General features: G+C 43.6%; 3 protein-coding genes and 2 pseudogenes. 2 read left to right on the top strand and 3 right to left on the bottom strand.

The genetic code is table 11. The annotated features are described in order from the left end of the window. Positions 1-535 precede the first annotated feature (535 nt). Complete coding sequence (gene ybfF / locus AACQ38_RS22730; RefSeq protein WP_445260634.1) at positions 536-1297, top strand: esterase; 762 nt, start codon at positions 536-538, stop codon at positions 1295-1297. Between the two features lie 66 nt (positions 1298-1363). Here the strand turns inward: ybfF and rtxA are convergent, their stop codons facing one another. Further along, entirely contained in the window at positions 1364-11494 is a 10131-nt protein-coding gene (rtxA, locus tag AACQ38_RS22725; protein ID WP_165579129.1) for an MARTX multifunctional-autoprocessing repeats-in-toxin holotoxin RtxA, read from the bottom strand. Positions 11495-12078: 584 nt separating this feature from the next. Continuing rightward, positions 12079-12472 (bottom strand): annotated as a pseudogene (locus AACQ38_RS22720) (antitoxin Xre/MbcA/ParS toxin-binding domain-containing protein). Positions 12473-12735: 263 nt separating this feature from the next. On the opposite strand from AACQ38_RS22720, the gene AACQ38_RS22715 reads away from it, so the two are divergent. After that, on the top strand, positions 12736-12990 hold the full coding sequence (locus tag AACQ38_RS22715; RefSeq protein WP_165579128.1) for a type II toxin-antitoxin system Phd/YefM family antitoxin: 255 nt from the start codon (positions 12736-12738) through the stop codon (positions 12988-12990). Between the two features lie 179 nt (positions 12991-13169). Here AACQ38_RS22715 and AACQ38_RS22710 read toward each other — a convergent pair. Beyond that, positions 13170-13462: pseudogene (locus AACQ38_RS22710) on the bottom strand (ISNCY family transposase); the annotation flags it as partial.

Genomic DNA, 13462 nt, shown 5'->3' with positions numbered 1-13462 from the left:
TATCACGGCAGGTGTGATGGAGATGTTCAAGTTCGGCTTTTTGTTCATCGGTAATGAATATTTTCATAGCGAGGATAATGATCTCCATTTCGGATAAAATCAAGCATCTTCAATGATTACGGGTATATACCTTTATTTAATAAAATATAAAGTAAATTTTCATTATTTTTTCACAAAAAATTAAAATTAACACACAATTTTTTAAGATATAGATCACATAAACACACAATCAATAACCCCACTAAGATGATTGAACCAATAATCATCTCACAAGTTATTTAAAACTTTCCATTTAAAAATATTATTTATTCGAAGAACCTTTATTTTTCAATTCATTAAGTATTACTATAGAAAAATTAACAAGTTTTTGATACATGAACATTTTGAGAACGATGTAATTATAAGAAATTATTAACTATAATTGTACAGCCTGGTTGCTTTTTTATAATTTAAGCAACAATATACACGGCATGATATCAATACCTGAAAGAAAACAATTCTCATCATGAAATTAGTCAACCCATTAAACTACCATATGCAGATACCGGAAAATCCGCTCTCTTCTATCCCTGTGGTATTAATCCACGGGTTATTCGGTGATCTCAATAATCTTGGGGTTTTGGCTCGTGATTTGCAGCAATACTATCCCGTCATTCAAGTCGATGTACGCAATCACGGTTTATCTCCACGGGCAAATAACATGGATTACCACGATATGGCACAAGATGTTATTTCCCTGCTGGATCATCTGCAAATTCAGTCTGCCATTATTATTGGTCATTCCATGGGCGGTAAGATCGCGATGGCAATGACTGCACTAGCACCAGAGCGGATAGAAAAAATTGTTCTTATTGATATAGCCCCCGTTGCCTATCAGGTTCACCGTCATGACCAAATTTTTACCGCACTGAACAAAGTGACAGCAGCCGGAGTTAAATCCCGTCAAGACGCCGCTAAGATTATGCGAGAAAATATTCAGGAAGAAGGTGTCATTCAGTTTTTACTGAAATCATTCCATCAGGGGGAATGGAAATTCAATTTACCGGTATTAATTAACCAGTATGAAAAGATCATCGGCTGGCAAGAAATCCCTACATGGCCTCGCCCTGCCCTGTTTATTCGTGGCGGCCTTTCCTCTTATATCCAGGAAGAGTACCGGAATAATATCACCAGACAATTTCCACAAGCCAAAGCTTGGGTTATCGCCGGTTGCGATCACTGGGTTCACGCAGAAAAACCCGACGCAGTGTTAAAGGCAATTCATCGTTTCCTTAATACTAATACGGAATTAATGTAGAAAACCGGTTAATTAGCGATAAAAGTGGCTCACTTATCTTGAGCCACTTAATTATCATGAAATTAATTAGGCAAATTTCCCTTTGCCAATCGTGACATCGGTCCATGCCGTTGTAATAGCCACTTTCGCTTGACTCTCCAGCCCCTCAATAAAACCATTATCACCGACTGTCGGAGCAAAACTACTCATTGCCTGGATCAAAGAATCCACCACATTATCTGACAGTGCAGTAAATTCACGCTTCCCTAATGCGTTCTTATCACCTATCTGAGTCACCAATTTGGCACGATTGCCATTAAAGTAATTATCAAATGTCACCGAACCTACTGACTCAAACACCCCCTGAGCATCGTTGTCCCGAGTTTGGCACTTCACCGACAACACCAGATCATATCCGCTGCGCTGCAACCACAGGTTTCGCCAGTCAACGTTATTAAGCAATATCATGTCTTCTGCGCTGATATCATTGACCGATGTATCAATCACCTCTCCGCTAACCATAAAACTGTCTGCCCCCGAACCACCGTGGAAGCGGTTCTGATACCCACCCAGCACCAGCAGATCCTGACCATCACCGCCATTAAACTCACTGAACTTCGAAATCGCTGCGGCTATCAGATGATCATCACCTTCTCCACCGTTAATTACCGCATGGTAGCCCATCAGTTTTATCGCATCATTGCCGAAATAGCCGTCGATCCGGTTGTCATTACCAAATACTCTGGCAAAATCATTGCCTTCACCTAACTCAATCTGGTTATTATTGCCGATGGTGACAACATAATCCTGACCTTCACCGCTATCCACCCGGTTATAGTTGCCGGAGGCGACGACGTAATCCTGTCCGTTACCCGCCTCAATAAAACCACCTTCGCCAAAAACAAATGCCTGGTCATTGCCTTCACCCATAAATACATGGTTAATTCGCCCAGCCACCACTGCGGTATCATCGCCATGACCGCCAAACATCCAGTTTTCACGTCCCATCAGGACGCCCAGATCATCTCCTTCACCGCCTGTAAAGAGGTTGGAAGTACCAATTGAATAATAAACATCATCACCGCGACCACCCCAGAAGTTGTTGTTATCGCCCAGATAAGCACCAAGATCTTTACCGTCCCCCCCCCAGTTGAAGTTATAGTTCCCCAACGAGATATGGATATCGCCATCATCATGCAAATGGCCGCTGTTACGCAGGAAATCAAACGTTTTTTCCTCCATATTAAGCAAATCAGCCGTCAAGTTCTCTTTCAGATGCGTGACTAAGGAGTGCATTTCTGTCTGCTTATCTTTACTGAACATCGTTGCAAACAGATTAGGCAAATTCAGTGAGTTAAAGCCAAATGCAGGTTTTGCTTTATCATCGGCCTGAGCACGCTTTCCATCGACACTCACTGGAGATTCCGGTGTATGGTTTTCGTCAGGCGCTTTCCCTTGCAGGCCATGACTTTCTGCAAATGATCTGATGCCATCCGCCCCCATATCCATGCCCGCTTTCAAACCATCAAGCAACTTCTTCGGATTTGTAAACGCTTTCAGTTGATCCCCACTAAACTCTGCAATCACGGCCAGCATTTCTCGCAGAATCGCTTCGCCATCAACCGGTTCTCCTGTACGGGAAACCATTTGGCCCTCTGCGGTATAATTGACGCCAAAAATGTCCGCTAAAGTCGTCTCCTCGTTTACACTGGCTAACCGGCCAAGCAATTTGTTCTTAAGCTGACGCGGCAAATCTTGCGGATGATAGGTAAACGTAGTCTTCACCATACCCGTTGCCGAATATTGCTGCGTCATCAGGCCAAACAACGAACCCAGGTTGGTATCCAGAATCGACTGGATATGGTCACCGAACATAAAATTCCAGTTACCGGCTGTTACCTGAATATCTGCCCCCTGCCCCCCGACGGCAAAGTTAAAAGCCAACTTCTCATTAGCCTGACGGAATCTATTTGCGCGGCTCATTGTGCCCATATCAGTCACATTGCGGGTTAGCCATTGGTGATATTTTTTATTCAATGTGGTTTCAATATCTCGCTTCACACCGCGGCTACTACGTTCATGCTGTAAATCCAGCTCAACCAGCGTTTTGTAGTTCACACTGCTGGTTTGATCCAAACCGGACATATCCCGTACAAATTTGCTCGCACCGGTGAGTGTCCATTGCTGATCTTGCGCGATTAACCCATCCCGTTCTTCGCCAAAGTGAGCAATACTTTGTAGTACTCCGGTGACATGCATCACGCCATCAAATGGATTAACCAACGGCGGCGTTGGCATGGATTTATCCATCATCACAATCAGGTCATTACTGCTGCCCTGATTGAAGCTGACATTACGATTACCAATAAACATCTGCGCCCCTTCAAGCGCCTGATAACCCCTGATATCGAAGCTGTGTTTGCTATCTCCGTCACCGAGATGAACCATCACATTATTGTCACCGAAGGCCAGCGATTTAAAGCCTCCGTTACCCACTTTAATACCGACATTTGATGTTCCCCAATTGAGCGCAGTAAACTCCCCTTCACCCACATTAACCTGAATGTTGCCGGAGTAGCTAAGCTGATTATTCGATTTATTATTGGCGTCAATCTGAATGGTATTTTCACGTTTCTTTGGCGCAGTAAAAGGATAACGATAATCTGCAACTGCCCCTCTCGTCACCACATCAGCACCGGTATATCCCACTTTGGCAAGGGTGATGTCACTTTCAGTAATTCCGCGAATCACCCTTTCTGTACGGGGCGTCAATTCACCCTGTTTATTCCATTCGAATACAATTTTGTTATCAGGCAAGTTATTAACCCATTGGTTGTTTGCATCACGGGTCAATTTACGGCCTGTTGCATCAATCGCGACTTCGCTACGGCGGGCAGAAACATGACTGCGAATACCTTGCTTATCTAACGCTGTGATAAAGCGACGAGCAAAACCGTCCCGCTTATCATCACTGATCAAAGAACACCCCACGAGGCTGATATGGTCAAGTTTGCCCACCGGTTTAAGATCGTGACTGAACTGCTTTAGTCTCACAGCAAGTTCGTCGGCAGTGTAACCACTCAGGCGAATGTTATTTTGCGCCGACGTATCACGGCCATGACCGACAATTTGCCAACGTAACTTACCGGATAATCTGGCAGAGTCGCCATAAACGACACGATATTTACCGTCAGCATCGAGTTGTACAACCACACTGGAATCTGGGTGTTTACCGGCCAGATTGGCGACGGCTTTGGCAACGACCGGGTCATCCTCCATTTGAATAATGACCTGATGACTAAAACGAGTTGTACGATCATCGGTTTGTGGGGTGACGGTTACCTGCTCCCACGCCTCTGCATTTTTATTTTTGATCGCGTCACTTGATGACCATTTTTCCAGTAATGGGCTTGCCGCATCCCCCTCAACCGGCACTTTCAGTATCAGCCGGTTTGCTGCCGGATAAGAGAGGACTTTATTGATATTCGACTGCACAAAGCTGGCAGCTTGCTTAAAGTTATTGCTCTCAACGTCAACCAGAACCTTCTTCGTTTGTTTACCTTGCTTAGCCGTTACTTCCAAGGTGATATCACCTTTCCGGTAATCAATGACACGCCCAGTGACGTTTGAACCTAAGTTAAATACCGTGCCTTGCTCTTTCAATGCACGCAATACGTAGTTTTGTTCACCATCACGTGACGTTTTCCAAACGCCGTCATATCTCGCAATGGTTCCTTCTTCAAACTTATTAAAGTGAATATAAAAGCTTTGGCCAGACTCTTTACTTGCCTGGAATTTATAACTCGTTATAAACCCTTTATGAAACGTATCCATAAAACGGCGGAAATCGTTATAGTTAGCAAACGATTTACCACCATAATTAGGATCATAAAATGACCAAACTGTTTGATTAAGTTTTTTATGCACCACAACGGACATGGCATGTTCTTCAGACATGAATGATATGTAAGTCGACTTTCTCACATGACGCAACTTATCCATGACGGATTCATAGCCTTCAACAGAGTAATTCAGTGCATTATTAATATTCGGCCCGGCCAATCCATTAGCTTTCAATTTGCCGCCATAAGCAGCATTCGCTTTTCTATAAGCTTCAGGGGTAGAGCTATCCATAGACTGGCTGTACTGCATCGATAATAAATCTTCAATAACCAGCCCAATATTTTGACGGCGATATTGAATCAACAAAGCCGATTCAATGGCGTTAATATCGGCTTTCTTATTGACTGATTTGTCGTTATAGGCTTTTACCGTGTCTTTTAACCACAACATATAAGCTTTACCTCCCCCTGAACCCTGTACACGTTCTTCCATTAAGTAACGGGCAGATAAAGCAAAACACAATCCTTGCATGAACTTTTTAGACTCAGCGGTATCCCCTTTAGTCAGGAGCACACTGCCAATTTCCGGGATGATTTTGCTGATTTTTTCCAACACATTACCATCCTGGCTAAAATGGAATGAATAAGCCTCCAGCGCTTTCCCATTCGCGATAAGGTCGAAGATCTTATTATCAATTTTTTGTAGCACATCCCCTTTGATTGCCCCACGATGTTGAGAAGATGTTGTCAGCAGATTTTTATCCAACAGTGCTAGCTTATTGACCGGCAACTGATTAATCCTGTTTTTTGCCTCTTTCAGTACGGCCAGATCTTCTTCCATCAATCCTGCACTGAATCGTCCATCTGCCTGTACAACAAACTCGGGGTTAACATAACTGCTAGTTTCAACTATAGCCGTGGACTGGTAAGCCTCTCCAGACAAACCACTGCCAAGGGCACCCACTCGCTGCGGTTTAGCATTGTCTCTCTGTTTCGCTTCCTTTACATTAGTCTGTGCCTGAATCACTTTATCCTCAGCCACGGCAATATCCTGTTTGCCTCGATTCTCCGCCGCCTGACAGGCAACATTAGCCTCATTTTTGGCTTTTTCTGCTCGCTGTTGTTGTAACTGTACCGCTTTCAAATTTATTCTTTTATAAGCATCTATGACATCTTGTTGCACACCAATACGATGCTGCTCACTTTTCGCTACACCAGCCTCCGATTGCGCAATCGCTTTTTTTACTTGTTGTTGATTATCGGTAACATTTTGCTGAGCATTAAATAACTCTTCCTGTGTAGTAGATTTGGTGCGTTCCCATTGACTCTGAACATTGTTCAATAATCCAGCGGCAAATTGATTACGCCATTGGTTACCTGATTTACCGTGGTAATTATCAACGTCATTCAGTGCATCCAGACCTTGAGTCATGGAGAGCAGTTCATCTGTTACTGCGTGTGATTCTTCTTTTACCGCATCACGCTGCGCTTGCCCATTGGTGTTTAGCGCTGCCTGATCCGTTGATTCCAGTTGAGTCTGCATTCCTGCAATTGCTGCCAGTTGCTGCTCTTTTTCTTGTTCTAAGAGACGGCGATCTTCTTCAGCTCTATCTTTATCACTTAACGCATTTTGCGCCGCATTATCCTGTTTCGCCTGTTCGATAACAGACTTGGCGGGTAGTGAGCTCTCAGATTTCGCAACAATATTATCGAGAATATAACCTACGCCATCATTTAAACCTGTACCCTTAAATTCGATTCGGTTACTACCCGTTTTTGCTGTTAGCGCCAACGTTTTGTTTTGCCATCCAGCGACATCTCCAGAAGTTGAGAATACCCGTTCACCATTCCAGAAAACATCCATGCCATTGTTAGTAAGATAAGCATTATGACGATTGGCAAAATCAAAGCTCAGTGAAATAACTTCTCCTTCGAACAAGTTTTGTAAATCCTGATAAATCGTGGTGTTCACATCCGCATCAAGTTCACTGACGCGTTCTCCATGCCCCTTGTTATCAAGACCATAAGTACCGGCTGAGTGAGATGCTTCAATACCATTAGTTGTCAGCCAGCCATAATTAACTTGTTCAAAATTACCATTGATGATCAGATTGGCTTCCTGCCCCGGAGCATTGCTTTCGTTAATATTCAATGAATCATGGATACTTCCGAGCTCAGGCGTTTCGACCGCTGTTACAGAACCTCTCAAACGACCGCTTAAATCTGAACTTACCGGCGCAATTTCATCTATCTTAAAACCATCAATAGCAGAAACTTCGGCTAAATGAATCGCCCCTCTGCCTTTGTGCATCCCAGACGTATTAGCCTCACCGCCCTGAACCAGATAGTTGATCGCCTGACTACCCCCTACACCTAACGCTGTCTGCTTGATCTGTTCAAAGAAGGAAGAGAGTCTGTTGCTTTGCGTATTGCTTTCTGCAACAGAGAAACTATAGAAATCACCGTTGCCAATCTTAATCGCCACATTATTGTGTGCATAAGAGGCATTCATCCCCAGGCCATCACCAATATGAATATTGGTGTTATTTTTACCTTTCATCACCGCAACATTCAGGCCATTACCAACCTCAGTATTAACATTGAAATTACCCCACGCCACGTTAACGGAAACACCCTCACCCACTTTGGTATTCACATTCAGGTCGCCATGCGTCGCTGTTACATTTAAGCCATTTCCCACAGTGGTGGTGATATTCGCTTTGCCTTTTGCCACGGTGACTTGCATGCCATCACCCACTTTGGTGACAACATTGCCTTCACTCCATAAGGCATTAAAACTGTCACCGTTACCTACCTGAGTGACAATGTTAGCCTTACCTTTAGCCAACACCACATTACGCCCATCACCGACCTTGGTAATGACATTCGCTTTGCCCCAAGCGCCAGTGTAATCATTACCGTGACCAACATGAGTGATAATATTGGCGTCACCCTGAACGATCGTCACTTCTTGTCCATCACCCACTTTGGTTATGATGTTGGCTTGACCTTTCGCGAAGTTATAACGGTCACCACTTCCCACTTGGGTCAGGATATTCGCTTCACCCCAAACCGCATTTACGCCGGTACCATTACCAACCTTCGTGATGATATTGGCTTTACCTTTGGCAAACCCCACCGTTGTGCCATGACCAACATGGGTCATGACATTCCCCACATTCGACACCAGCAAGCCGACGGTTGTCCCCTCTCCCACTTTGGTCAGAATATTACCTTCGCCAAGCAGTACGCCAGCAGTCATCGAGTTGCCTACATGCGTAATAACGTTCGCTTTCGCCCCCGCAACAACCCCCATAAAATCATTACCAGTTTTGGTAACAACATTCGCTTCTCCTAATGCCAAAACACCGGTTAAGCCATTGCCAACATGGGTCATGATATTAGCCTGACCAAACATGGCCGCCAACGTTGTACCATCACCGACTTTCGTCATCACGTTCAGTTCACCGGCAAACAAACCGATACTGGTGCCATTGCCCACATGCGAATAGATATTGGCTTTCCCTACCATTAAGGCGGCGGTCAGGTCATTACCGACTTTGGTCAGCACATTGGCCCCACCGATCATAGCCACAAAAGTATTACCATTCCCGACATGGGTAAAGATATTGGCCCCACCAATCATTGCGGCCAGCGTCATACCATTACCCACTTTAGTCGCAACATTGCCTTTTGCCAGCATCAGGGCAACACTGGTGCCATCCCCAATATGCGTAAACACGTTACCTGCGGCTATCATCAGTGCCAACGCATTACCGTCACCCACTTTAGTAAAGATGTTTACTGCACCCCCCATCAATGCCCATATATCGCCTTTACCAACATGAGTAAATAGGTTGCCTGCACCAATCATGGCGGCAATCACAACTCCATCCCCGACTCTGGTCAAGAGATTGCCTGCGGCCCCCATCACCGCCAAAGTCTGGCCGCTACCGACATGGGTCAGTACATTACCTACCCCAAACAGAGTGCCAGTAGTATCGCCGTCTCCTATTTTGGTCAGGATATTGGCACCACCGAGCATCACACCTGTCGTATTCCCGTTACCAATATGAGTCAGAACGTTTGCGCCGCCGCCCATGACTGCTAGTACATCACCATGCCCTTTCCTGGTAAGAACATTAGCCCCACCCAATGCAATTGCCCGGGTATTCGACATTTCGGCATCATCAGCGATATGCGTGATAACGTTAGCGCCACCGAGCATACCGGAAACCAAATCACCGGCACCAAGCTTAGTCAGGACATTGGCACCACCCACCAATACCGAGGAAACACGGCCACTGCCTTTTTGGGTCATGACATTAAAACCACCGGCACCTAACCAGCTCGCTCTACCCTTGCCTATCTGCGTGTGCGTATTGTAACCACCTAGCATCACCACCCGGCTATTACCATTGCCTTTATGGATCGAGATATTACCCACTGCCAAAAGATGAGCCAGAAATCGTCCATCCCCAACCCGCACCACAACATTTGCCACCCCTCCGGCATTAACATCCATTTCTCCACGCTGACTCTGGTGAACAAGGACGTTAGCAGCACCAGCACCGTTAAAATTAACATTGCCTTGCGTGACGCTGGATATAATAATATTTCCACCGCCAGCGCCACTAAATTGAATATCACCGGAGCTCTCACCATTACGGGCAAATGAGTTCACAAGTTCTTGCTGACGATATTCTTCGGTATGCGCTAATCGATCAGAAGCACGACGTATTGTTGTATTAAGACTATATTGCAGTTGACTTAGTGTGCAGCCACCCGCATTTATAGCGCGATAACCGTTCGCCAGCGAAATATCTTCATTTGCCAAATTACCGGTATGATCACCCGCTTTGTACCACGCGCTGGCAAAATATTTAAGTTCCTGCGTAACAGGATCATTTTCCAATTTAACTACCACTACTTTAGTGCATGATTCCAGATACTTGGCATACACATACGTATTTGGTTGACGATTCGATCTCATCGCGGCAACATCAACTTTCTGACGATCAGAAAAGATCGCATACCCTCCCATCTTTGCCTCAAAGAGGGTAATATCTTCCGCCCTGACTATTACCCCGCCAGCACAAATAACCCACTCGTTTTCAGACAAACCCTCTCCAACCGCATGAATAGTGATCGGTTGGTGATGTTCAATCATTAAATTAAAAAGACGATAAGCATCGTTGGTATTGGTATTGACAAAGCCATTACCAGAAGAAATTTCCGTTGAAGCGAGACCATTAAGGTAATTACCTTCCTTATACCAAGAGGTGGCGTAATAATTGAGCTTACCGGTTTCGGGATCATTTTGGAGCTGAATTTTGCTGATTTTTGTATACATTTCGTCAACAAACGCAAAGAGATAAGTATCAGGCTCAGTCGTTGATTTAATGCCTGTCACTTGCTGGTTTTTTTGAATCCAACTTCCACCCATCGTTGCTGTAGTTAATATGATATCTTGAACTTGAGTATATTCCAGCGCCTCATCACGAAAATCGTCATTCATACCTATTCTAGATATTTCGTTGTAAGCACCGGCACCGGAGAAATGAATATTACCGTGTGCAACATCAGAATAAATTTTGTTATAACCCCCTAGACCTTCAAAGGAAATATCACCACGAGTCTGCGCATAAATATCTTCTTTTTGGCGAATACGCTTAATTCGGTTCAATGCCCCTGCACCATGCAAGATAATATTACCTTCTTTACCTCTACGTATAATGTGATTATCAGCACCGGCCCCATTGAAAACAATATCACCGCTCTCTATCCGCGAGCTAATACTGTTTGCAGCCCCTGCGCCATTAAATGTGACATCGCCACGGCTTCCATTGTAATTGTCATACCAAGTGCGGTCGATTTTGTTACCCGCGCCAGCACCATTAAAGTATAAATTGCCCTGATTGGTTTCGTGCCATAATTTGTTGTAACCGCCCGAACCTTCGAAGATCATATTACCCGTCAAACCGTCACGGTTCATTTCGTTATAAATAGCCGTGCCGGTAAAGTCCAAATCACCGTGATGGCCGGTATGATCCATAACAACGCCACCCGCAGCGCCAAAAAACGAAATATCACCATCACCATCTTTATCAATATCGACGTAACCCGCACCACCTTTTACGGTCAGATTACCGGTAGAATCCTCGACCGATAAATATGCTGCACCACCAACTACGGTATCATTACCTGTGCCGGTATAGACTTTGGCGGCAATCGACCCCAGCGTAATATGGTCATTTCCTCCGCAGGCATAAATGTAACCCCCAAATCCAATGGCCTCAATGTCATTATCATTGTCATCAGCGAAATAATTCCCGGTAAAGAAATATTCCGCGCTCCTGTTTGATGATTTCCCCATAAACAATCCTTTAGTTTAATAGAAGTTAAAACCGCCCTCGACGAATATCATGATTACATTGAACATCCCATTTCACAAACAATACAAATCCTCTGTCTTTCCTCAGCAAAAAAAGATAACAGAGCAAATTATTAGTAATGTTATAACCGTAACCAAAGAGCATGACCGTTCTGGCAGAAACAAACATTCCTGCTCAATGATTAAGCTTTATCTGAAATACTGAGTGCAGGAATTAACAGTCAAATAAATCTATCAAATAAAACAAAACCAACATTCAAAAACAATATTTAACGCAGAAAACTTTTTTCTTTCACATAAGATATAACGTTTCACTAATTATGATCAATTATTTATTTTTTCTTTATTAAAATACCAAAAATATATTCTCACGAATAATATTAATTTCACAAACATAATATATATTTACAATAATAATCATTTGAAATAATTAATATCGATTCTATTTAATGTAAACCTGCCATCTATCCTGACGTTAAAAAATGCCCAGTTCACATTTAACTGGGTATTAATCTAGACAAGAGAGGTTAAAGAAGGAGAATGATTTTTCGTAATTCTATAGAAAATCACGAGAACACCCCATGTTCCAGACGCCCAATGAGATCTAACACTTCAAGTGCACCACTTTCAGTCGCAATTAAGAGACATTGGAGTAACTGCACCAAGCCCCCTCACAGGATTTTTTAACCATGTCCATGCTTCATTCTTATTTCCGCCAAAAAGTTGTACTGCGGCATCAAACACACGAATTAATCGGGCAACGTTTCGCTCCTTAATCCCGGCGATACGCATAATGTCGGCTTTAGACATATCTGACCATTTGTGAATGCTGTCAAAGACTTCTATAGGCAAACCAGACTGTAGGACATTAGTCAGATCAAGTCCTCGATTACCTGGTAGACCTGCGAAACGCCAAAGCGTCTTATCAATAGGTTGAGCAAAGGGAGTATAAGCTCGCATAAAACCCCCTTAACCGTCATTTGTCATGTTCAACTATAGCCAAATGTCATTACTATAAAAAGATGTTTATGTTCATATTTGTACTTGTCACAATGTACATATTACATCCCGGTTAATCTGATAATAATGACCGCTATCGCTCAGCTACCACAAATTACAAACTTAGAAGTCTGCAAGATACAAAAAAAATCGTACAATATGCTATACGATGAATGGATATTTCGTTGTATTTTTCAGGTTATTTCTTGGCATAGGTAGGATAAATGAAAGTGTTAACTTACTCAGAAGCAAAACAAAATCTTTCTGAAACGATGACAAATGTCGTGAACGATTGTAGCCCAGTGATTATCACTCGTAAAAATGGCGAAAGTTGCATACTTATGTCATTAACTGATGTCGAATCTTTGCAAGAAACAGCTTATTTGATGAGATCACCAACCAACGCGAATCGTTTTCTGGAATCTACCTCTCAGTTAAGAACCAGAAAAGGGAAGCTCAAGGAATTGGATTTAGACTGATAGTACAGAGCAGGAAAAACTCCCTGCTCTGACTGCTAACGAGGTTTGAACTACTACAGTTTGACCGGTTTCAGCTTCGCCGGGCAAACGTAAAAGTGCCTTGTATAGCCATTACCTGGAATAAGAACAAAAATGCCGATCTTGAATATCGGCATTTTGCTGTAAAAGAGAAGATGAATTTAATGCTTTAACATTTCAATTTTATCCCGGCTCAGTCCGGTACTGGTGACAATAATATCCAAACTCACGCCATGCCGTAATAAGGCACGAGCCGTTTCCACTTTACCTTTCTCTCGGCCTAGTTCAATACCTTCCTCTCGGCCTTCTTCTCGGCCTTCTTCTCGACCTTCTTCTCGACCTTCCTCTCGACCTAGCTCAATACCTTGCTTGATACCTCGCTCAAGCCCTTTTTGTTCAAGCTGTTCTGCAATAGTCATCAACATCGTTTCATGCTCCGGAGATTGTTCAATCA

It is taken from the genome of Photorhabdus sp. RW14-46 (assembly GCF_963887965.1).
Taxonomy (GTDB): Bacteria; Pseudomonadota; Gammaproteobacteria; order Enterobacterales; family Enterobacteriaceae; genus Photorhabdus; species Photorhabdus laumondii.
Note: the sequence above shows the minus strand (reverse complement) of the source record. Positions and strands in the feature narration are given on the sequence as shown.

Bases quoted from the DNA above. Each gene is read 5' to 3' on its own strand.
- ybfF (WP_445260634.1), top strand. From the start codon at position 536: ATGCAGATACCGGAAAATCCGCTCTCTTCTATCCCTGTGGTATTAATC.
- AACQ38_RS22715 (WP_165579128.1), top strand. From the start codon at position 12,736: ATGAAAGTGTTAACTTACTCAGAAGCAAAACAAAATCTTTCTGAAACG.
- rtxA (WP_165579129.1), bottom strand. From the start codon at position 11,494: ATGGGGAAATCATCAAACAGGAGCGCGGAATATTTCTTTACCGGGAAT.